Annotated in this window: 19 protein-coding genes; 4 read left to right on the top strand and 15 right to left on the bottom strand. The window is 38.6% G+C overall.

The window, feature by feature from the left end; translation table 11 throughout:
* Window positions 1-29: 29 nt before the first annotated feature.
* From HND50_21235 to HND50_21185, 11 genes are all read right to left on the bottom strand, one after another.
* The gene (locus tag HND50_21235; GenBank protein ID NOG47776.1) at window positions 30-1,415 is read right to left on the bottom strand and encodes a HAMP domain-containing histidine kinase; all 1,386 of its coding nucleotides are present in this window, start codon (window positions 1,413-1,415) and stop codon (window positions 30-32) included.
* A gap of 1 nt (window position 1,416) precedes the next feature.
* Window positions 1,417-1,578, bottom strand: coding sequence for a hypothetical protein (locus HND50_21230; GenBank protein NOG47775.1), 162 nt, complete (start codon window positions 1,576-1,578; stop codon window positions 1,417-1,419).
* 1 nt (window position 1,579) lies between these two features.
* A complete protein-coding gene (locus HND50_21225; GenBank protein ID NOG47774.1) occupies window positions 1,580-1,966 on the bottom strand; it encodes a hypothetical protein in 387 nt (128 codons plus the stop codon).
* Window positions 1,967-2,165: 199 nt separating this feature from the next.
* Window positions 2,166-2,495 (bottom strand): hypothetical protein, encoded by a 330-nt coding sequence (locus HND50_21220; protein ID NOG47773.1) that lies wholly within the window; start codon window positions 2,493-2,495, stop codon window positions 2,166-2,168.
* Window positions 2,496-2,512: 17 nt separating this feature from the next.
* The gene (locus HND50_21215) at window positions 2,513-3,271 is read right to left on the bottom strand and encodes a hypothetical protein (GenBank protein NOG47772.1); all 759 of its coding nucleotides are present in this window, start codon (window positions 3,269-3,271) and stop codon (window positions 2,513-2,515) included.
* A gap of 138 nt (window positions 3,272-3,409) precedes the next feature.
* On the bottom strand, window positions 3,410-3,910 hold the full coding sequence (locus tag HND50_21210) for a hypothetical protein (protein NOG47771.1): 501 nt from the start codon (window positions 3,908-3,910) through the stop codon (window positions 3,410-3,412).
* Window position 3,911: 1 nt separating this feature from the next.
* Window positions 3,912-5,363: a hypothetical protein gene (locus HND50_21205; GenBank protein NOG47770.1), complete on the bottom strand. Its 1,452-nt coding sequence runs from the start codon at window positions 5,361-5,363 to the stop codon at window positions 3,912-3,914.
* A 38-nt stretch (window positions 5,364-5,401) separates the two neighbouring features.
* Window positions 5,402-5,818 carry a hypothetical protein gene (locus HND50_21200; GenBank protein ID NOG47769.1) on the bottom strand — a complete coding sequence of 139 codons (417 nt, stop codon included), beginning with the start codon at window positions 5,816-5,818 and terminating at the stop codon, window positions 5,402-5,404.
* Window positions 5,819-5,844: 26 nt separating this feature from the next.
* A complete protein-coding gene (locus tag HND50_21195) occupies window positions 5,845-6,321 on the bottom strand; it encodes a hypothetical protein (GenBank protein ID NOG47768.1) in 477 nt (158 codons plus the stop codon).
* A 164-nt stretch (window positions 6,322-6,485) separates the two neighbouring features.
* Window positions 6,486-7,124, bottom strand: coding sequence for a hypothetical protein (locus HND50_21190; GenBank protein NOG47767.1), 639 nt, complete (start codon window positions 7,122-7,124; stop codon window positions 6,486-6,488).
* A 3-nt stretch (window positions 7,125-7,127) separates the two neighbouring features.
* Window positions 7,128-8,066: an SDR family oxidoreductase gene (locus HND50_21185; protein ID NOG47766.1), complete on the bottom strand. Its 939-nt coding sequence runs from the start codon at window positions 8,064-8,066 to the stop codon at window positions 7,128-7,130.
* A gap of 159 nt (window positions 8,067-8,225) precedes the next feature.
* On the opposite strand from HND50_21185, the gene HND50_21180 reads away from it, so the two are divergent.
* A complete protein-coding gene (locus tag HND50_21180) occupies window positions 8,226-8,966 on the top strand; it encodes an alpha/beta hydrolase (protein ID NOG47765.1) in 741 nt (246 codons plus the stop codon).
* Between the two features lie 118 nt (window positions 8,967-9,084).
* Here HND50_21180 and HND50_21175 read toward each other — a convergent pair whose 3' ends face one another.
* The gene (locus HND50_21175) at window positions 9,085-9,696 is read right to left on the bottom strand and encodes a nitroreductase family protein (GenBank protein ID NOG47764.1); all 612 of its coding nucleotides are present in this window, start codon (window positions 9,694-9,696) and stop codon (window positions 9,085-9,087) included.
* Between the two features lie 301 nt (window positions 9,697-9,997).
* Between HND50_21175 and HND50_21170 the strand changes: the two genes are divergently transcribed.
* From HND50_21170 to HND50_21160, 3 genes are all read left to right on the top strand, one after another.
* A complete protein-coding gene (locus tag HND50_21170; GenBank protein NOG47763.1) occupies window positions 9,998-11,677 on the top strand; it encodes a solute carrier family 26 protein in 1,680 nt (559 codons plus the stop codon).
* A 174-nt stretch (window positions 11,678-11,851) separates the two neighbouring features.
* Complete coding sequence (gene nrfD / locus HND50_21165) at window positions 11,852-13,474, top strand: polysulfide reductase NrfD (protein NOG47762.1); 1,623 nt, start codon at window positions 11,852-11,854, stop codon at window positions 13,472-13,474.
* Between the two features lie 131 nt (window positions 13,475-13,605).
* Window positions 13,606-16,476 carry a molybdopterin-dependent oxidoreductase gene (locus tag HND50_21160; GenBank protein NOG47761.1) on the top strand — a complete coding sequence of 957 codons (2,871 nt, stop codon included), beginning with the start codon at window positions 13,606-13,608 and terminating at the stop codon, window positions 16,474-16,476.
* A gap of 41 nt (window positions 16,477-16,517) precedes the next feature.
* Here HND50_21160 and HND50_21155 read toward each other — a convergent pair whose 3' ends face one another.
* From HND50_21155 to HND50_21145, 3 genes are all read right to left on the bottom strand, one after another.
* A complete protein-coding gene (locus HND50_21155; GenBank protein NOG47760.1) occupies window positions 16,518-16,715 on the bottom strand; it encodes a hypothetical protein in 198 nt (65 codons plus the stop codon).
* Window positions 16,716-16,725: 10 nt separating this feature from the next.
* Window positions 16,726-17,820, bottom strand: a complete 1,095-nt coding sequence (locus HND50_21150; GenBank protein ID NOG47759.1) for a T9SS type A sorting domain-containing protein — start codon at window positions 17,818-17,820, stop codon at window positions 16,726-16,728.
* A gap of 69 nt (window positions 17,821-17,889) precedes the next feature.
* On the bottom strand, window positions 17,890-21,264 hold the full coding sequence (locus HND50_21145; GenBank protein ID NOG47758.1) for a methylmalonyl-CoA mutase family protein: 3,375 nt from the start codon (window positions 21,262-21,264) through the stop codon (window positions 17,890-17,892).
* Window positions 21,265-21,507: the final 243 nt, after the last annotated feature.

Genomic DNA, 21,507 nt, shown 5'->3' with positions numbered 1-21,507 from the left:
TCACTGAGCTTTTTACATTAAAAACATTTTTAGTTTTTAACCCATAAAAAAAAACTACAGCCTTTTGAATCATTATTTTTCATCAGCAGTTCAGCATTGTTTGCTAAACATAATTTCCGGCAAATAGCCAATCCCAAACCTGTACCGTTGGCTTTGCTTGTATAAAAAGGCCTGAAAATATCTTTCATTTTTTGCTCATCAATGCCTGACCCATTATCTTTTATTTGTAACATGCTCGATCCATTTTGGCGGATTGATGAGAAAACAATCTGGCCATTATTATCAACAGCATCGATACTATTAGAAACCAAATTTACCAGTGTCTGCTTCAAATGGCCCCGGTCAAATGAAATTGTTTCCAGTTGATTTTCAATTCTAAACTCAATGTTCTTCTGTTTAAGTTCAGCTAAAAAATTATCTTCAACCTCTTTTGCAAGTATATTTAAATTTACATTTTCCTTATCAACCTTTTGCGGTTTGCTGTATTCCAGAAATAAATTTAGTTGTTCTTTTAAACCGTGAACCTCTTCAATAATCTTTTTCAGGTGCATTTGGGAAGGATCATCGTTTGAAAGATTTTCTTTTACAAGCCCACTAAGTAGTTCAATTCCTCCCAATGGATTTCTAATTTCATGAGCAATCTGAGCAAGCATCTGTTCGCGTTCTTTGTTTTGCGTTTCTAAGTCATTTTGCATTTGCTGCATACTTTTGTTGAGGATTGAAAACTCACCATTTATTTTTTTAGGTGGAACAGCCTTAAAATTACCGGCGCCGATCTCTTTGCTGTAATCAACCAATTTATCTACAGGTTCAGCGATTGACCTTGCAATAAACCATCCGGCAATGATTGTTAAAATAATACCCGCCAACCCAATTCCAAAAAATATGCGGCTTAGCTGATTTAATGTCTCCAGGCGTGAAGCGTTTTCTTCAATCCCAAGATAAAAATTATCATCAATTCGGTAAAAACCCCAGATAAACCAATGTCCCTCTTTGTTGGAAAATGGAACAGAGACGCCACTTGCCCCAGGTGAAACTAACAATATTTCATTCTGGTTCAGCTTCAATTGCGAGGAGGAAATTCCGGCTTTAGCAGTTGCCAGCAAGGCAAGGCTCTTATCAAAAATGAAGGCGTTTTCCACACCGCTTTTTTGAACATGGCCTACAAGGAACTTGTGATAAACTTCATCGGCAAGATTATTTTTAGAAGAAGAAATGAAGTCCAGGTACTTTACATCCAGCGATTTGGCCATATATGTACTTAGCATTTTCACATGTTCACCGGCCTGTTGCAAATAGTTTTCTTTTACAGATTCGTAACTTACCCGTGCCATAATCGCCACCAGCAAAATGGTGATTGCGGTGAAGGTAATCAGGATTCTGATTTTTAAAGATGTATTTTTAAAATATTTCATTTTACAAATATCCCTCGTCTTCGCTCGGGATGAAGGACCAGTTCTTTATGGTGAGCGTATACGAACCAGCCTTTGTTAAAAATCTTTGATTTCCATCTTGGGCATAAGTATTTTTCAGGGAAAATATCAAAGCCATGGCTGCGATTAAAATAAGCTTTTTCATTTTATTTTACCTCAATATATTTTTCCAGATTTTTGGTTTTCCCTTTAAATACAACTTTATATGCGCCCGTTTTGGGAACGATTAGAGTAAACTCTGCTTCCATTTTTCCAATTACTGAAATACAGTTTACACTTTTATCTTTTTTTGCAAAAACTGTTACCCAGATTTCATTGCTGGCAATATTTGTTTCATCCAGATCAATATGAGAAAACTCATAACATGGATTTGGGGCGGTCGATATTGTTTTCAGCAAGATTTCTTCATTAGCCGATTTTAACACTTCAACAGAATCCACTGAATAGACCGGCCGTATTTCAAAATTTTTATCTTGCTTTGAAGACATGATAATGCTTATTCCTAAAAATAGTATTACTATCATTTGTTTCATTTTAACACCTTTGAAGAACTCTGAATTTCACTTTCTTTCCACTCGTATTAATAAATAAAAAATGGTTCGTCTCCGCTCACCATGAAGAACACATCTCGTACTTTCCCTTTTAATGCTTCACCCTGAGCGCAGACGAAGGGGGCATCCTTTATATATTTTGAACCTCCATCAGTCACCATTAATCATTTCGAGAGCCTTACTAAATTTTTGAAACTGCTATTAGTTTTATTCCTTCTCGTAATTGGGGTCCTGAAAAACCACAAGAATATTCCAGTTCTTTATGAAGATATTCAAATCGAATTATAGCTTGTGTTCTATGGGATATTGTGAAATCAACTGAAATTATTTCTTCATTCTCTGGTTTATAAATTTTGTCTTCTATCTCAATTGAAAAGCCACAACCATCGACTGCATACGATCCTTCCCAAATTACAATCCCTTCTTTTGTAATAACATCATTTCCAACGGAGTTTGAGCAATTATGAGCCAGAAAAAAAATCAGCAAAAGCATATATTGTTTTAACTTCACTCTTCCTCCTTTGCTATTTAAAATAAATAAAGCGGCATAGGTTGAAAAACTGTTGAATCCGATGCTGTGGAAATTCGCAAATACATCGAGCCCGAGGCGCCATAGGAATTTTGATACACTTTTTTAATTGGTGATAAATTAAAATTCAAAGTTTCTGTTATCCAGGCTTCGCAGCTGTCACCATTACCATCATGGGCAAGTATAACTTGTGCCTGTACCGGATTGGATTTCATAAAAGCTTTGCCTGCAAACAAACCAAATTCATGTTCTTCACAACCGCCACTATAAGAAACGGATAAACTTAAAATATCATCTGAAATCGAAACACTGTTTAATTGAACCGGGTCGCCTTTTAAATCGATCAAAGCTAAATCATCAACTATGATAATATTGTTTGAGGAGCTTGTGTTGCGCTGATACACATGCTCATAACAATCTATGCAGTCTTCTCTCATGGTAAGCTTGTCATTTTCAATTTTTATTATCTGATCAATTGGTGTAGCATCAATTTTTAAAGTGTCTTCTATTATTCTGAATTTCGATGTAAGTACAGCCGTATCATTTTTGGCAAAAACAACTGTTGAGTCAGCATAAAATGAATAAGACCAATTAACGCCTGTGGAAAAAGGCGTTATAGTCCACCCAGCAATTCCACCGGTTGAAACAACCCAATCCCATTCCCCAATAATGGATTCTTCTTCTACCGGATCAGTTGTATTTGTCGAGCAGAAATAAGCAGTGAAAGATATTAGTAGTAGAAATAAAAAATTTTTCATAGATAACCTATTTATGGTTGTCATTCTGAGTGGAACGAAGAATCCAATTGGTCAATGGGATCCTTCTCTCCACCCTGTTCCAATCAGGATGACAACCTGTTTTCAAGTTAAAACCAAAATAGTAAAGAACATATTACATTAATTGAACTTAATTATTTCTTCCAGAGAACCTACCCAAAAGCCAAACTCTTCGTCAGCGATCAGGCTGTCATAATCTACCCAGACATTGTCCGGAAAGCCATACAAGCTATCATATTCAGCTCTAAAATAATAAACACTGTCAGGATTAATTGATTCTGTAAGCTCAAACATCTGATCAATTGTTCGGTACCAGTTATATTCACTTGTATCAACAATCACCTCACCGCGCGGATCAAAAACTTCAACAATTTTATTATTTCGCACTGCAACCTTAAATTCCCTGCCACCCCAGATACAGTAGCAATTATTGCTGTAGCTAATCATATAATCTTCTAATTGGTAAGCCTGCCAGCGCTCTTTCGGATTTTGAATATTGGCATGAACCGGATCAACAGACTTTGTAATATATTTTTCAGTATATGGGCTACCCGGATTTTCAGAGCATCCAGAAAATAAAATCACAAAAGCGGCTAACAAACCTGTTACTTTTTTCAACATTTTATTCTCCACTCAAAGGAATCTGGATGACAAACTGGTGGGTAAAAACTTTTTGGAAATCTGTTGTTAAACTACCGGCAGGCGCTGCAATAATATCAGAGGCCGCCATTCGGGCATTATCAAAAGTTACCCAACCCCAACCCTGGTTAATTGAAGGAATGCCGGAACCAGTAATGAGACGACCATTATATCTTAAATTGAAACGGCTGAAATGAAGAGCAATCCCCCAGCTCCATGTGTACTCAGTCCAGTTTTCTTCCTGGCTGCGGTTGGATTGCTGAATATAGTCAAACTGATCCAGGTTATATCGACGGCTGTTTATTTCCAATCCGGCACTAAAATCATAAGATGAATAAATTTTATTTATGCCAATCCGGCCAATCCAGTTATTAAAAGTAAAATTATTTTCGATTGTTTTCTGTCCGGGCAAAATTTTGCGGCCATTCCCCAAATCGATTTCTTCCTCAGCGTTTGCCCAGGTATTGCTCCAAACAGGCTCGAAAATAAAATCCAGGCCAAAACGTGTTTTTTCATTTTCAACTCCAATGCCGATACCAAAATTATACGCCCAGGTATTTCCGGGATCACGCGGGATATTCATTATTTCATAGTTTGGGATTTTGGGATGCGTTTTCCAGTTTACAGTTGCCATTGCACCAATCTGCGGACCTTCTTTGTTTATCTTTTCTTTGTAGGCAACATGGGCGCCATACGTATCAGTATGATCCAAATTGTTTTCGATACGCATGTCCTCTGCCCAGACATTAATATCTTCGCGCCAGAAAAAATCCCTATAGGTCACTTCATGCAGCATTTCATAATTATTGTATAAACCAACCAATTCAAAACTGGAATAATCATCTTCATAAAACAATCCGCCACGCAACTCATAAATATCACCATTTTGACTGATGTTCGTACTTTGGTTATACAACAAGTCCACACCGCCAACCGCACTTAAATCCGACCAGTACAAACTTCCACCCACAGAAAAATTTTCCCAGGGCAGTTTTGTACCGATGCTAAAAAAGGCATAGCGGTTTGTTGAATAACGGTCACCCGGTTTAGAATCCTGAAAAGTAAAACGGTTTGGATTGGTTAGATTGGCTGCTTCCAGTTGTTGAAATGATGCGGATATTACAGAAAACCAATCCCCCCTTTTTATGAACAAAGTTCCAGGCAAAGTGCGCGCTCCACCCAAGTTATTCGAGACAGTATAAAATGTCGGTTGAAAAAACAGTGTCAGGCCGGTTATCCTGTTGCCCTTAGCCGGATTATTAAATACATCAAGCAGAGGATCATCGATTGCAACAGATACATTGCCCATAGCCAGATTTTGCGATGGGTACAAAAGAAACTGATCGCCCGTTACTACAGGTATGGATTTAATTGAAATAAACTGTGCAAATAAACTGATTGGTAAAATTATTGTTACTAAAATATAGCGAATCATTTTTTGCTCCCCCAAGTTGAAAAATTATTTATACCGTTTTATGGATTATCAAAAATTGTTGGTGCATTCTCACAATAAATAACTAAACCATATTCATTGATATCCAGTTTGATTGTATATTTTCCGGAATCAGTAGTTACCTTTTCCGTTCCACACCAGAAACCTCGTTCATGGTTATTAAGCTCCTCGCCATTAACTTCCACACTTATATCTTCATCAACCATTCCGGTATCAAATCCAAAGTTATCAAATGCAATTGCCCCGGAAGAAGAATTGGCAAGAAGAGTTCCAATAGTTTTATCTGCTACAATTAAATTTTGCAGGTTCTGTGATGAAACATTTTTAAAAGTAATCTGCAGTTTATGATTTGTGTTTTCATCTTCCTGCGAATCCAAAGAACTTGAGCACCCGATAAAGATCAGTGCAAAAATTAGAACAATACTTAGCTTTGTCATTTCTTTTCCTTTCAAAAATATTTCATTTAAAGTCCGGTTGTTTTTGAAACAATTATTGTAGCTGAATAATCTTCTTCTGTATAGGTGCTGTCCGTATGTGGATAAGGTTTAACATCCAATAAAGCAATTTTGTAGCTAAGAAGTGTTGTATCTTTTGGAAATCGCACACCTCCGTGAGAATTTAATTCAAATGGAAATTTTGTTTGGTTTTGGGAGAGTGTTAAGCCAAGTTTCGCATTTCCTGCCCAAAGGCAAACCACATTTTCAGGACAACGGGAATCTTCAAAAACCTCATCAAAAGATATCCGGATATTTTCCGGTTCATTAAAAAGAGTATCCTGATAATGCACGGTAAAAGAATCATCAAGTATGAATGAACCATTTTGAATTGAATCATTTGGACCCGTACAAAAAGTGAGCAGCAAAAAAAATATTGCAAATGATGGTGAAATGATCTTGGCCATATTGAACCTTTTTATTTTATCAGCAATTAACTTGCTCATTTATTTTGTAGGATTATTTATGTTGGGATAATCATGGTAGAGAAGTACCAATTATTATGCCATAATTGATGAAAGGTATTTTGAGGAAGTAAACGGAAATTTAAACCGACAATCATGAAAAAATAGTATCAGATTTCTGATGGCTGTTCAAATTTCTGAGGATTTTATTGAGCGAATTTTTGTTCTAAAATGGTTAAGATTTTTTCAAAGTTTTCAGTGGCTTTGAAGGAATAAAGTTCCTGTAAATAAAATGCCTTTTGATGATCTTTTTTTAAAGAGTCCAGAATTTTAAAGAATCGTTTTTCATACTCTAATTCGGCTGTAAGATTATTTTTAATGTCATCAAGATAATGGATTTTTTTACTTTCCACACCCGGGCAATCCGGTGCAGGTTTTACAAAAACAAATTTTTCAGAATCATCTTTTAAATCTAAAACTCTACCAACCGGGGCCATTGAACAGATTAATGGTTTTTTTTGCGGATGTAAACAGCACAGTCCTTTCAGATTATTTTGATCATTCAGGTCATTTATTAAAAAGGGGCAAAATTTAATAGACTTCTTATTAAACTTATTTGATGGAAGTGCTCTGAATTTTATTTGTGGCTGCCAGGCATCATTTTGTGTTTTTACAAGATAAACAGTTTCATTATCAAAAAGCTGCCTGGTATTTTCATATTTTTCATATAATGCCATCTTATACAAATCAAATAAATTGAGATTAACTTTTTGGTCTCCAGTACAGCAATTGCCGCACATTGTGCATTCAAAATTGTAATTAGCTTGGATAATTGGAAATGCCATTATTTAACCAAACAATTGCATAAAATATTTTATCGTTTCCCGCATTCCATTTACTAAATCAAACTTCGGATCAAATCCCAGTTCTTTTTTGGTAAGATCAACTGAGGCCAGGCTGTGCTTAATATCGCCCGGTCTGGGATCAGCAAAAACGATTTTACTTTTACTCTCTGTCGTTTCAATAATCAATTCACATAGCTCTTTGATAGTGATCGAATGACCATTAGCCACATTGTAAACGCCTGTTGCTTCAGGCTTGGTTGCTGCCAGGATATTTGCCTGTACAACATCTTTTACAAATACAAAATCGCGTGTTTGTTCACCATCTCCAAAAATCATTAAATTTTCGTTTTTTAATGCCTTATGCACAAAAATAGGAATGGCTGCAGCATATTGGCTTTTAGGATCTTGCCTTGGGCCAAATACATTAAAATAGCGCAAAGATGCTGTGCCGGTATTAAATGTATCGTTGTAAAGTTTTAAATAATATTCACCATCCAACTTTGTAATTCCATAAGGTGAAAGTGGTTCCGGCCGCATATCTACCGTTTTGGGTGAAACCGGATTATCGCCATAAACCGCTGCCGAACTGCTATGGACAACTTTTTTTATACCGTGCTCACGTGCTGCATCAAGAATATTAATTAAACCATTAACATTTATGTCAACGCATTCTAATGGCTTGTCCATCGACTCCGGTACAGAAATCATTGCCGCTAAATGATGTACATAATCAGTATTTTTTAAAACCTTAAATACAAATTCTCTGTCCGTTATGCTGCCTTCATTAAATTGTGCTTCTGGAAATAAATCAACATTTTCCTTTCTACCGCTTCTAAAGTTATCAAGAATATGAACTTCTGCGCCTTCACTAAGCCAATGCTCTACAATATGGCTCCCAATAAATCCTGCTCCACCCGTAACTACTATTTTCATAACTGCCATTTCCTTTTCATTATGGTTTTTTTGCTAACATCAAGATATTTTTTGTCGGTCATAAATAAACAGGCTTTACCAATAATTTTATACTTTTTTGAAACTTGAAAATAATTAATGAGTAATTTTAGTTATATTTTCAACCAGTAAATATTAGGAGAGATTCCAATGCGTATTTTATTTCTTTCTTTATTATTCGTTTCAATTTCTTCAGCTAATCCGGAAACTATTCAGTTTGAATCGCAGGATGGATTACTGATAACCGCTGATTATTACCTTCAGGCAGAAAATGCCCCGTTAATAATTTTATTTCATCAGGCCGGCTGGAGCAGAGGCGAGTATAAGGAGATTGCGCCAAAATTAAATGAAATGGGATTTAATTGCCTGGCAATTGATCAGCGCTCGGGAAATGAAGTAAACGAAGTTATTAACGAAACCAATCAACGGGCAAAAGAAGCTGGTAAAAATACTGAGTATATTGATGCTTTTCAGGATATGCAGGCAGCATTGGATTACGCGACAACTAATCTTAAACCAAATAAGCTTTTTATTTGGGGTAGTTCATATTCGGCAGCGTTGTCTTTTGTGCTTACAGCAACCAACCAAAACAAAATTACTGCGATGTTGGCCTTTGCACCCGGTGAATATTTTAAAAAGGCAGGTAAACCATCTGATTATATCTCAACACATGCCGCGTTGGTCAAAGTTCCTGTTTTTATTACCTCGGCCAAAGATGAACACAAAAACTGGAAAGCCATTTACAAAGCTCTTCCTTCAAAAGATAAAGCCAATTTTTTACCCAAAACAGATGGCCAGCATGGGTCACGTGCCTTATGGGAAAAATTCCCGGAGCATAAGGATTACTGGGCTGCTGTTACAAAGTTTTTAAAAGCGGTAAAATACAAATAAACAACCTAAAGTGTTTCGTCATACTGAACTTGGTTCAGTATCCTTCCAATTAGTGATAGAACCTGAAATGAATTCAGGTTGACAGCTACTCATATTTCTTTTTGAATTAAGTCCATTATTAAAGAAATGTAGCAATTTCATTAATGTCTTTTCGTTTGTTATCCGGCACCATTGCGCCTTTTGCAGGATGCCCAACAACCAGTAATAAAAATGGTTTTTCATTTACCGGCCTTTGCAGAATTTCATTTAAAAACTTCATCGGGCTTGGTGTATGAGTCAGGCAAACTAACCCGGCATTATGGATTGCCGTAATCAGCATGCCGGTTGCGATACCAACAGACTCGGTAACATAGTAATGCTTTTTCTTTTCACCCTCATCTTTCAAACCATATCTTTTTTCAAAAATTGCAATTAACCACGGTGCTGTTTCCAGAAATGGTTTGTGTTCATTTGTTTTAAATTGTTTCAGATCATCCAGCCACTCTTCAGATGCACGACCATGATAGAATTCATATTCTTCCTTTTCAGCAGCTTCCCGGATTTTCTTTTTTATTTCACTATTGGAAACAGCAACAAAATGCCATGGTTGAAGATGTGCTCCACTTGGCGCTGTTCCTGCAGACTTTATGCAGTTTTCAATAATTGAATTATCAACTGCTTCATCGGAAAAATCTCTAATGGAGCGACGTTTATTAATTTCAGAATAAAATTTTTCTGATCGCTCTTGCATGTCTTTTAGAGAGTATTTTATATAATCAGTAAATGGTTTTATTTTTCACCTCAATCGTTAGTTAGATTTTTAAAGTAAATTTTATAAATGAAAAGAAGATTTCTAATATTACAATAAATCATATAATATGAAATATATTTCTCTGTTAAAATTTACAAAATGTAACTCCATTTTGATTTGCCTAATATTTTTAGGCAATCTATATTAGTTCGTCCAATAAATATTTTCATTAGTTGCCCTCCCTTCTACGTAGAAACCTAAATAAATATTAATTCCTCTGATTAATGCAGGCGATGTGCTAATGCATAAAGTTTTCCCAATATTGAAGTGGTTGCCAAAATATAAAAGCAGTTATTTAAAAAATGATTTAATTGCTGGCATTACGGTTGCGGTTTTGCTAATTCCACAGGGAATGGCTTATGCTATGTTAGCAGGTTTACCACCAATTGCCGGGCTTTACGCGGCTCTTATCCCGCTTATTACTTATACAATTTTTGGCAGTTCACGCCATCTTTCTGTTGGGCCGGTTGCAATCGATTCACTTTTGGTCGCTTCAGGTGTTGGGATGATTGCTCATACCGGGACTGAGCATTTCATTATGTTGGCCGGGTTAACAGCTATTCTTGTAGGAATAATTCAGTATACGGTCGGGACTTTGCGTTTAGGATTTACGGTAAACTTTCTGTCTACTCCGGTTATTAGCGGGTTTACTTCTGCTGCTGCTTTAATTATTGCCACCAGTCAACTTAAACATATTCTTGGGCTTTCAATCCCGCTAAGCACATATATTTATACTAACCTTTCAAATATCATTCAAAACTTTTCAATGATTAATTCTTCAACCTTAATTCTTGGGCTTTCCAGTATATTTTTTCTTGTAACAATTAAGAAATATTTACCAGCTGTCCCGGGCGCTTTGGCTGTTGTAATTCTTAGCACTGTAACTGTCTGGTTTTTTGATCTTGATCAGCACGGAATTCTGATTGTTGGAGATGTACCAGGCGGTCTCCCGACTTTCACAATCCCTGAGTTTGACCCGACAATTATCCAACAATTAATTCCAATAAGTTTAACGATTGGACTTATGAGTTTTATGGAAGCAATAGCCGTTGGGAAAAAATTTGCCGCTAAACATAACTACACAATTGATGCAAATCTGGAACTAAAAAGTGTCGGGCTAAGCAATGTCTCTTCAGGATTGTTTGGCGGATATCCAATGGCCGGTAGTTTTTCACGAACAGCCGTAAACTCCGAGTCAGGAGCAAAAACTCAAGTATCTTCTTTAGTAAATGCACTGATAATTGCTTTAACTTTATTGTTTTTAACACCCTTGTTTTATTATATGCCAACCGCTGTTTTGGCAGCAATTATTATTGTAGCTGTTTCCGGCTTGTTCGATCTTAATGAACCCAAAAGACTGTACAAAGTAAAAAAAAGCGACTTTTATGTTCTTCTTTTTTCATTTCTCGCCACACTTTTCTTAGGCGTTCAATATGGAATTTTTGTAGGAATTGCCGCATCCTTGGTTATGATATTAAGACGAATCAGCAACCCGCATATTGCCAAAATGGGACAAGTGCCGGGAACAGAGACTTTGAGAAATTTCGATCGTGACAAACATGCAGAAGAAATTGAAGGCCTTTTTATTTTTCGAATCGACGCATCCTTGTATTTTGCAAATGTTGCCTTCCTGAAAGATTTAATAGAAACAAATACACTTTCTTGTGAGAGAAAAATTAAGGCGGTTATTTTTGATGCCAGCAGCGTAAACGAAATTGATTCATCCGCAGATACCGGTCTGCATGACATTGCCGACACATTGAAAAAAAGGGGTATAGAACTTTATTTGACGAATGTAAAAGGCCCTGTTCGCGATATGTTGAAGCTGTCCGGTTTTCAGGAAAAGCTTGGCAAAGATCATTTCTTTTTAAACAAAAAAGAAGCAGTGCAGCATTACATTGAAGAACTGAAGGATTGTTGAACGTTTTAGTCGAAATCCCGATGTATTTTATTGGGGATGGATTGGAAAATTAATGATTGTAAAAGTGGTATTTGGATTAACATCATTCCAATTCTCCGATATTCAAGTAACTCATTATTCAACAATTCTTTCACAAGTCTAACAACATTCTAAAAGAATTAAACAGGATACTATATGAACTACGGTTTTATAATTGATAACAGGAAATGTATCGGTTGCCATGCCTGTACAGTTGCCTGCAAATCGGAGCACGATGTAGCCGTTGGAGTAAACCGCACCTGGGTCAAATATGTGGAAAAAGGAGAATATCCAAATACACGTCGCCTTTTTTCCGTTATGCGCTGCAACCATTGCGAAGACGCACCATGCGCAGAAATCTGCCCTGTGGAAGCACTGCACATCCGTGATGATGGAATTGTGGATTTTGACAATCGCCGTTGTATTGGGTGTAAATCCTGCATGCAGGCCTGCCCTTATGATGCACTTTATATCGATCCCAAAACACAGACTGCGGCCAAATGTAACTACTGCACTCACCGAATTGATATTGGGCTGGAACCCGCCTGTGTAAATGTTTGCCCGGAGCAGGCAATTATTTCCGGTGATATGAATAACCCCCATACAGAAATTGCCCAGCTTCTTTCCCGCGAACAAGTTAAGGCGCGTAAACCGGAAAAAGGAACCAAACCCAACCTGTTTTATATTGATGCCGATGAATCATCTCTTTCACCGGCACATGCAGAAACCTCAGATAATTACATGTGGAACTCGCAAAGCAGCGGTGTTGGCCATTATGCCAAATATGCCGAGTCTCTGATCGCAAAAAATGATCCTGTTGAGCTATATAAAATTCAAGCCACAAACGGAACAGTAAATCCATCAACACCGGATAAAGTAAAACCAGTAGGCGATAACACAATTACTTCGCCAAAAGGCATTTTGCAGGATACAATTCGCCGCGCTTATGATGCTCCCTCAAAAGGTGTGCTTTGGGGCTGGGAAGTTTCAGCTTATGTTTTAACCAAAGCCATAGCTGCAGGAATGTTTCTGATTCCTTTTCTGGCAATCCTGAGCGGAACCCTCGTTGCTGATGAAACACAATGGACCGGACTGATCGGATCATTAATATTTTTAGGATTAACCGGTGCACTACTTGTAAAAGACCTGGATAAACCTACTCGTTTTGCTTATGTCCTGTTGCGCCCACAATGGAAATCATGGCTGGTTCGAGGCGGTTATTCGATTACTGCTTTTGGAGGCCTTGTTACACTTTGGGGCGTTGCAAAATACTTCGCCTTTTCAGGATTGGAACAACTGGCATTTTGGGGAGCTGCCGTTTTCGCAATAATTGTTTCAGTTTATACAGCCTTTTTATTTGCACAGGCAAAAGGACGCGATTTTTGGCAAAGTCCGGCTTTAATCCTGCACATGCTAATACATCCATTTTTGGCCGGGTCAGCAATTTTTGCACTTATTGGCACCTCAAACCTAATGGAAGGTTTTCTAAGCCAAATCCTTACATTCTCAATAATTGCCAACCTGCTTATTGTTTTTGCAGAATTGTTTATTTCGCATCCAACAACCGATGCAAAGAATACGGCTCAGATGATTATTAGCGGGAGATTTTCAAAGCTGTTTTGGATTGGTGCTATCATCATTGGCAACTTAATCCCGCTTATAATGATGTTTTTTATTGGCACAGGTATGCTGCAGATTACGGGAGTACTTGTTTTAATCGGACTTTATATAACAGAACACATTTGGGTTCGCGCGCCTCAAATGATTTCACTTTCGTAACATAATAAACTTCTGTCATTCTGAGCAAAGCGAAGAATCCCAGGAAAGGTAGATTCTTCGTTTCGCATTGCTTCACTCAGAATGACAAGATAAGCATTCAAAAATATTGATCTTGATTTTTGGAGAAAAAAATGGCAACAAAGCACAAACCAAGTTTGATTGAAAAAATTGCAGAAAAAATGCATATCATACCTGCTCTGCACGAGGATGGTGAACCTATCGAGCGAATCGTTGAGCCGGGTGACCAGACAAATTTTCCACCACCGGAAAAGTGGGATGACTGGACAGAATATGAAGCCACCAGCGGACACAATCGCCAAAAGAAAAATTATATGATTGTGCCAACCAATTGCTTTAATTGCGAGGCCGGTTGCGGGTTATTGACCTATATCGACAAAGAAACCATGAAGGTGCGTAAGTTTGAAGGCAATCCTTATCATCCGGGGAGTCGTGGACGCAATTGTGCCAAAGGCCCTGCAACCATCAACCAGATAAATGATACAGACCGAATTTTATACCCGCTTAAACGGGTTGGCAAACGCGGCAGTGGTGAATGGGAACGTGTTTCCTGGAATGATGTTTTAGATGACATTTCCGGCAGGCTTAGAAAAGCTATTCAAGAAGGCAGGAATAATGAGATCGCTTATCACGTAGGCCGCCCTGGTCATGAAGGCTATATCGATCGTGTATTGCAATCCTGGGGTGTTGATGGCCATAACAGCCATACAAATGTGTGTTCATCCGGGGCACGGTTTGGCTATGCCATCTGGCACGGTTATGACCGCCCATCACCGGATCATGCTAATGCCCGGTTCATTTTATTAATCAGTGCCCACCTGGAATCAGGCCATTATTTTAATCCACACGCCCAGCGCATAATTGAAGGTTTGATGAATGGTGCTCAAATGGCTGTGATGGATCCGCGCCTTTCTAACACCGCCAGTATGGCTAATTTCTGGATGCCAACTTATCCGGGAAGCGAAGCCGCTGTTTTGCTGGCCATGGCAAAAATCATTTTGGATGAAGGTTTATTTAACGAAAAATTTATGAAGGACTGGGTAAACTGGCAGGATTATCTGCAAGCGGAATACCCGGCTGATGAAGTAACATTTGATAATTTTATAAAAGCTCTGCGCGAAGAATATGCAGAATATACACCAGAGTTTGCAGCCAAAGAAGCCCAAATTGATGCAAACACCATCGTAGAAGTTGCCCGCAAGATTGGAGCAGCGGGTGAACATTTTGCAACTCATAACTGGCGTAGTGCGGGAAGCGGAAATTTGGGAGGCTGGGCTGTTGCGCGCTGTCTGCATTTTCTTAACGTTCTTACAGGCAGCGTTGGGACAGTAGGTGGTACACAACCTAGCGCCTGGAATAAGTATAAACCGGATACACCAAACAAACCGCCGGCACAAAAATTTTGGAATCTGCTTCATTTTCCGGATGAATACCCGCTGGCTTTTTTTGAAATGAGTTTTCTATTGCCTCACTTTCTTAAGGAAGGCCGTGGAAAAATGGATGTTTATTTTTCACGGGTGTTTAATCCTGTTTGGACATACCCCGATGGGTTTAGCTGGATGGAGGTTTTACAGGATGAAGAAAAAATGGGTATGCACATTGCCCTAACACCAACTTGGAACGAAACTGCTTATTATGCCGATTATGTCCTGCCAATGGGCCACTCTGCTGAGCGGCACGATATTATCAGCTATGAAACGCATTCCGGAAAATGGATGGGCTTTCGCCAACCGGTTTTAAGGGAAGCGATGCGAAGGCAAGGCAAAGATGTTGAGTTTACCTACCAGGCCAATCCGGGAGAAGTATGGGAAGAAGATGAGTTTTGGATAGAACTTTCCTGGCGGATTGATCCGGATGGCAGTATGGGAATTAAAAAACATTTTGAGTCGCCTTATCGCTCGGCTGAAAAGATGACCATCGAAGAATATTACCAGTATATTTTTGAGCGCGTACCCGGGTTGCCTGAAAAGGCGAAAGAAGAAGACTTATCTCCTCTGAATTATATGCGAAAATATGGTGCTTTCGAAATTGAAAAATCGACGTACAATAAGCACATGGATGAAGTTTCAGAAGAAGCATTAAAAAATACTTCAGTGAATGAAGATGGTGCTGTTATTAAAGATGGCAAAGTTATTGGTGTTCAGGTCGATGGCAAAGCGCGGGTTGGATTTCATACACCTTCCAAAAAACAAGAATTCTATTCACAAACCATGGTTGATTGGAAATGGCCGGAGTATAAAATCCCGGTTTACATTAAAAGCCACATTCAGGAGGAAAAAATGGATCGCGAAAAAGGCGACTTTCCATTGGTCCCAACATTCCGCTTACCAACTCTAATCCATTCACGCTCGGCAAACGCAAAGTGGCTCACAGAAATATCAAATCGCAATCCCATCTGGATGCACACATCGGATGCTGAAAAGTTTGGTATTAAAAGTGATGATATGATCCGCGTTAATACTGGCATTGGTTATTTTGTTGACAAAGTTTGGGTGACAGAAGGAATGAAACCAGGCGTGATTGCTTGCTCGCACCACATCGGGCGTTGGAAAAGACCGCAAGATAAAATGGGTGGAAATCGCTGGGCATCGAATACTGTTACTTTGGAAAATGATGGCAGTCAATGGAAAATGCGCGTAGTTGATGGCATCCGGCCTTATAAAAGTACCGATGCAGATTCATCAAGGATTTTCTGGACTGACGGAGGCGTGCATCAAAATATTACGCATGAAGTTCACCCAGACCCAATTAGCGGAATGCATTGCTGGCATCAAAAGGTACGGATTGAAAAAGTACATGAAGGTGATCGCTATGGTGATGTTGTTGTGGACACGGATAAGTCATTTGAAATATATAAGGAATGGTTAAAGATGACCCGTCCTGCTCCGGGACCAGATGGATTAAGAAGACCATTATGGTTTGCCCGGCCGGTAAGACCTGTAGAAGAGCTTTTTTATATTAATAATGAAATTGAGAAAAAATAATCTTTTCAAGCCTTCCAGGTTTTTAAAATCTGGAAGGTCTATTAAGCTGCCTTAACATATTTTCTTCGCAAAGCCCCACCCAACATAGCCGCATGAAGGGGGACAACAACCCTTAACATTTTAAATACAAATGGTAATTCATCCTGGAAAATTAAAAATGCAAAAAAGTTTAACACCACCAAAATCAAACCTGCAATTGCTGCTATGTTGCGCTCTTTTCCATTATAAAGAAGGTGCAAATAATTAAATCTATCTTATCAAAACCATTTTACGGTGAGCAATTTTTTTTCCTGCAATGCTTAATGAATAATAGTAAATACCACTTGCCACATTTATACCATCTGCATTTTTTCCATTCCAAATAATGCTGTGAATTCCTGCAGATTTTTGCCCATTTACAAGTGATTTAATCCGTTTTCCGTTCGTGTCAAAAACATCAAGCCGTACATTTTCAACCTGAGCCAAATTAAATTTAATCACAGTTTCAGGATTAAAAGGGTTTGGGTAATTCTGGAACAGCTCAAAACTATTTGGATTATTTAAATGAGAATGATCTGCAATTGAAGTAGGCCCTGAAGATTTAAGCCGCGACATATATGCGGCCATTGAAAAATTAGGATTGGTTTCACCATCCTGGCTTTCCATTGTGGCGGCAAGAAAATTATTTTTGGTTACCCATTCGTAATTTATAGTAGTACTTGTATCACTACTTACAATGCTCCCGTCAAAATAAACATATTCATATTCTGTGTAGTTGTCTCTTATCCGTAAACTTTCAAATGTACCGGCCGGAACTGTTATTGAGCCCCAGGCATCAACTTCAGAGTAGGTTGAATCCCTGAAAACAACCGCGAAAACTCCTCCAAAAAATGTATCACTTGATACAGATGTCCAACTGGCGCCATAATTTAATGGCAATGGGGCAATATCTTCATCTAGAAAGAGAACTGAAGTGCTATCATCCTCTTTCCCGGCAACTCCGAAAAAGTATATTGATGAAGAGGTTACTTCGAAATACCCATAAACTGAATCCGGGTTTTCACCGGAATAATATTGCAGGTTGGCAAAATTTGAGGAAGGGAAGGAATCGGCACAGCACGTATTTTTCGGATCCAGAAACTCCATAATCGACTCTTCCGCTACCAGGGAAGTTGTACTAAAATCCCAGGTTTGGTTTGCACCTGCCGGCCCCGGTGAAACATTGATAAAACCACTGGTATCTTCTTCTACAGTACCACTTTTACCGATTAACCCCAATAGATCATCCGGATTAATAGTTACCTGACTAAAAGCAAATCCGGATATTAGCAAAACAGATATCGAGGTATAAATGCATAGTTTCATAATCGTTTCCCCTTTTATAAAATAAAGATGTAATCCATTACTCCACTATTCCATTAAGACAAATTGGTGTTACATATTTCGTCGGTACTGCCCACCTACCTCAAACAGCGCTTGTGAGATTTGCCCGATTGAACAAACCTTTGAGGCTTCCATCAATGTTTCGAAAATATTTTCATTTTGTACTGCTGCAGATCGAATCTTGCTAAGTTGTTTCTGTGCTTCTTTATTGCGTTTTGTATGCAGGTCTTTCAATGTGTCAATCTGGTTTTCTTTTTCTTTTTCCGTAGATCGTATCACTTCCTGAGGAATAACTGTTGGCGACCCCTTTGAGCTTAAAAATGTGTTTACGCCAATAATAGGAAAATCGCCAGTATGTTTCAATGTTTCATAATAAAGGCTTTCTTCCTGGATTTTGCTGCGCTGGTACATGGTTTCCATTGCACCCAAAACTCCGCCGCGTTCCGTTATGCGATCAAACTCTACATAAACCGCTTCTTCAACAAGATCGGTTAATTCTTCAATAATAAATGATCCTTGCATTGGATTTTCGTTCATGGCCAGGCCAAGCTCTTTATTTATTATTAACTGGATAGCCATTGCCCTTCGTACAGATTCTTCGGTAGGCGTGGTGATTGCCTCATCATATGCATTGGTGTGCAAACTGTTGCAATTATCATAAATCGCGTAGAGCGCTTGTAAAGTCGTGCGGATGTCGTTAAAATCAATCTCCTGTGCATGAAGAGAGCGACCGGAAGTTTGGATATGATATTTTAACATTTGCGAACGGGCATCAGCACCATATTTATATTTCATCGCCTTGGACCAAATACGTCGTGCAACCCGTCCAATAACAGCATATTCAGGATCAATTCCATTGGAAAAGAAGAATGACAAATTAGGAGCAAATTTGTTTATATCCATACCGCGGCTTAAATAATATTCCACATAAGTAAAACCATTGCTGAGTGTTAAAGCCAGTTGTGTGATTGGGTTTGCACCCGCTTCGGCAATATGATAGCCTGAAATTGAAACAGAGTAAAAGTTACGCACGGCATTATTAATAAAATATTCCTGCACATCGCCCATTAAACGCAATGCAAATTCTGTTGAAAAAATGCACGTATTCTGAGCCTGGTCTTCTTTTAAAATATCGGCCTGAACTGTTCCACGAACCTGGGCCAATGTTTTTGTTTTTATCTCTAAGTAAACATCTTCCGGTAAAACCTGGTCGCCGGTTACACCAAGCAACATTAGGCCAAGGCCATCATTTCCCTCAGGTAATTCGCCAGAATATTCAGGACGGGTGCCGTTTTTGTAAATTGCAGCGATTTTCTTTTCAACCTCTTTTTTCAAACCATTTTCTTTAATATATATCTCACACTGTTGGTCAATTGCCGCATTCAGGAAAAACCCAAGCATCATTGGTGCCGGGCCATTTATGGTCATAGAAACGGAGGTTTTGGGATCGGATAAATCAAATCCTGAATAGAGCTTTTTAGCATCATCCAGGCAGCAGATTGAAACACCGGCATTACCGATTTTTCCATAAATATCCGGGCGGTGATCCGGATCTTGTCCATAAAGTGTAACCGAATCAAAAGCTGTTGACAATCTTTTTGCCGGCATTCCCAAACTGACATAATGAAACCGGCGGTTTGTTCTTTCCGGTCCGCCTTCACCCGCAAACATGCGAGTTGGATCTTCACCCTCTCGCTTGAAAGGATAAATCCCGGCTGTGTATGGAAACTCGCCCGGTACATTTTCCCGCAGACTCCAAAGTAGAATATCACCCCAGCCTTCATACTTTGGCATGGTTACTTTAGGGACTTTTAAATGCGATAAGCTTTCACTATTTGTTTTAATGGCAAGTTCTTTATTACGCACTTTAAACTTGTACAAATCTTGTGTGTAGCGGGCTTTCTTTTCCGGCCATTCATCAATTAATTTTTTATTTTTGGGATCAAATTCCAGGGCTATTTTTTCGTAAGCCTTTTCAAGATCATCGATTAATTTGTCGCTGTTTTCTTGCTTTAATTCATTTATGGTCTCAACCGATTTTTTCAGTCCATATAATTTTTGGGCAATGGCCGATTGCTTTTCTGCCCACGTTTTATAATTACGGTTGTTCTCTGCAATCTCGGATAAATAGCGGGTACGGTTTGGCGGGATTACATAAATCTTTTCAGACATATCTTCTGTAATCTCGTAAGATGAGTTAAAATCTACTTTGCAGCGCTCTTTAATTGTGTCAATAATCAGGCAGTATAAAGAGTTCATCCCGGGATCATTAAACTGTGAAGCAATTGTACCGTGGACCGGAATTTGGTCATCTGCAAGATCGAATGCATTGTGGTTTCGAACATATTGTTTTTTCACGTCACGAAGAGCATCCATTGCACCACGTTTATCAAATTTGTTCAAGGCAATTATGTCTGCAAAATCGAGCATATCAATTTTTTCAAGCTGAGTGGCTGCACCATATTCCGGCGTCATAACATACAAGCTAACATCGGAGTGCTCAGTAATCTCCGTATCAGATTGGCCAATACCCGATGTTTCCAAAATAATCATATCATAATTAGCGGCTTTCAAAATTGTCAGTGCTTCTTCCACATGTGCGCTTAACGCAAGATTAGCCTGCCGGGTTGCCAAAGAGCGCATATAAACCCGTTCGTTTCTAATCGAATTCATGCGAATCCTGTCACCAAGCAATGCCCCACCCGTTTTCCTTTTTGATGGATCAACCGAAACCACGGCAATATATTTATCCGGAAAATCAATCAAATAACGACGAACCAATTCATCAATTAGAGAAGACTTGCCAGCGCCACCAGTACCGGTTATACCAAGAATTGGCGTTTTCGCCTTTTTTGCTTCTTTATGGATTTTTTTAAGAATACCCGATACAGATTCGGGTTGGTTTTCAGCAGCGGAAATTAAACGGGCAATTTCCAGTTTGTTTGTTTTGGATAGTTTTTCAGCGTTGCCGTTTATATTTGTTCCTGTTGGGAAATCACTTTTGGCCACCATATCATTAATCATGCCTTGCAAACCCAGTGTACGCCCATCATCCGGAGAATAGATCCTGCTAATACCATAATTATGCAGGTCTTCCATTTCTTCGGGCAGGATTACACCGCCACCGCCGCCAAATATTTTTATATGTCCGGCACCCTTTTTCTTTAGCAGATCATGCATGTATTTAAAATATTCATTATGGCCACCCTGGTAGCTTGTTATGGCAATGGCCTGTACATCTTCCTGCACAGCTGTATCAACAACTTCTTCCACACTTCGGTCATGCCCAAGATGAATTACCTCGCATCCCGTAGCCTGTATAATGCGGCGCATAATATTTATTGCTGCATCATGGCCATCAAACAACGAAGCGGCTGTTACAATGCGAATTTTATTTTTTGGTTTATATGGTTCAACGCGTTCCATGTATTCCCTTTTTTGATTTTAAGATTAAAAAATCTGAAAGATATTTATATTTGAAGATTGAAAAACATTTAGGAAGTAAGAATTGAAATAATATCAATTAAATAGTCGCTTTAAGTTTTACACTACTCTAATCTTTCATTCTTACATTCTGAAAGTCTTTCAATCGGCGAAGGAATATACAAACTTAGCAGGATTTTGTAAACGAGGGATTTTACACAATTCAATCATTTTTTATTGCAAATC

The sequence above is a fragment of the Calditrichota bacterium genome (assembly GCA_013112635.1).
In the GTDB taxonomy this organism is placed as follows: Bacteria; Calditrichota; Calditrichia; order Calditrichales; family J004; genus JABFGF01.
The sequence above is the reverse complement of the archived record's forward strand: the minus strand, read 5'-3'. Positions and strand labels throughout refer to the sequence as shown.

Bases quoted from the DNA above. Each gene is read 5' to 3' on its own strand.
- HND50_21230 (NOG47775.1), bottom strand. From the start codon at position 1,578: ATGAAAAAGCTTATTTTAATCGCAGCCATGGCTTTGATATTTTCCCTG.
- HND50_21225 (NOG47774.1), bottom strand. From the start codon at position 1,966: ATGAAACAAATGATAGTAATACTATTTTTAGGAATAAGCATTATCATG.
- HND50_21180 (NOG47765.1), top strand. From the start codon at position 8,226: ATGCGTATTTTATTTCTTTCTTTATTATTCGTTTCAATTTCTTCAGCT.
- HND50_21175 (NOG47764.1), bottom strand. From the start codon at position 9,696: ATGCAAGAGCGATCAGAAAAATTTTATTCTGAAATTAATAAACGTCGC.
- HND50_21185 (NOG47766.1), bottom strand. From the start codon at position 8,066: ATGGCAGTTATGAAAATAGTAGTTACGGGTGGAGCAGGATTTATTGGG.
- nrfD (NOG47762.1), top strand. From the start codon at position 11,852: ATGAACTACGGTTTTATAATTGATAACAGGAAATGTATCGGTTGCCAT.
- HND50_21150 (NOG47759.1), bottom strand. From the start codon at position 17,820: ATGAAACTATGCATTTATACCTCGATATCTGTTTTGCTAATATCCGGA.
- HND50_21215 (NOG47772.1), bottom strand. From the start codon at position 3,271: ATGAAAAATTTTTTATTTCTACTACTAATATCTTTCACTGCTTATTTC.
- HND50_21170 (NOG47763.1), top strand. From the start codon at position 9,998: ATGCATAAAGTTTTCCCAATATTGAAGTGGTTGCCAAAATATAAAAGC.
- HND50_21235 (NOG47776.1), bottom strand. From the start codon at position 1,415: ATGAAATATTTTAAAAATACATCTTTAAAAATCAGAATCCTGATTACC.
- HND50_21210 (NOG47771.1), bottom strand. From the start codon at position 3,910: ATGTTGAAAAAAGTAACAGGTTTGTTAGCCGCTTTTGTGATTTTATTT.
- HND50_21145 (NOG47758.1), bottom strand. From the start codon at position 21,264: ATGGAACGCGTTGAACCATATAAACCAAAAAATAAAATTCGCATTGTA.
- HND50_21160 (NOG47761.1), top strand. From the start codon at position 13,606: ATGGCAACAAAGCACAAACCAAGTTTGATTGAAAAAATTGCAGAAAAA.
- HND50_21195 (NOG47768.1), bottom strand. From the start codon at position 6,321: ATGAGCAAGTTAATTGCTGATAAAATAAAAAGGTTCAATATGGCCAAG.
- HND50_21205 (NOG47770.1), bottom strand. From the start codon at position 5,363: ATGATTCGCTATATTTTAGTAACAATAATTTTACCAATCAGTTTATTT.
- HND50_21200 (NOG47769.1), bottom strand. From the start codon at position 5,818: ATGACAAAGCTAAGTATTGTTCTAATTTTTGCACTGATCTTTATCGGG.
- HND50_21190 (NOG47767.1), bottom strand. From the start codon at position 7,124: ATGGCATTTCCAATTATCCAAGCTAATTACAATTTTGAATGCACAATG.